Origin of the sequence: Mesorhizobium sp. M7A.F.Ca.ET.027.03.2.1, from assembly GCF_003999175.1 — a bacterium.
GTDB lineage: Bacteria > Pseudomonadota > Alphaproteobacteria > Rhizobiales > Rhizobiaceae > Mesorhizobium.
The window spans coordinates 1-491 of sequence record NZ_RZOM01001862.1; the positions used below are offsets into that span (position 1 = coordinate 1).

The window sequence follows — 491 nt, forward strand, 5'->3', positions numbered from 1 at the left end:
ATTTCAGCGACACAACCGAGGTAGCTCAAGTTCTCGAGGTTCTGCGTTCGGCTTAAATCCGCAACAGTCTGGATGAGTGCAGCGCAGAGATGGCGCGGTGCTCAAAAAATGTAAACGGCAGAGACGTTGCCGTCCGGTCCTTTGCCCCCGTTTCCGGTAGACGATTTCGACTGTATGAATGACCGAACTGAGAGCGCGAAGCTGCCGCATACCGCGCTACTTCATCCTCGACGCTACTGTTTTCTGTGTCTTGCTCTTCGCCGTCGCCCTTCCCCGGCCAAACCGGTCTTACTGACGTTCTGCGTCCCAGGTGTAGATGCCGGATTGAGCAGCTTCGCCGCGCCTCGACCAGACGAACGAGGCCGTCGGTCCCTTTGAGTTTGGCCGCGAAGTTGTCGTCCTGGAGAATCCGGCCACGGATCGCCTCGAAAACCTCCTCGGGTTCTGGCCCTGTGAGCTTGGCAATCTCGCCGGCGCCCCGGACCTTCATC

Annotated in this window: 1 protein-coding gene; it reads right to left on the reverse strand. The window is 58.7% G+C overall.

The genetic code is table 11. The features are described 5' to 3' along the window. Positions 1-52: 52 nt before the first annotated feature. The coding region (locus EN750_RS40205) for a hypothetical protein (protein ID WP_210212817.1) at positions 53-491 on the reverse strand (439 nt) is incomplete at its 5' end.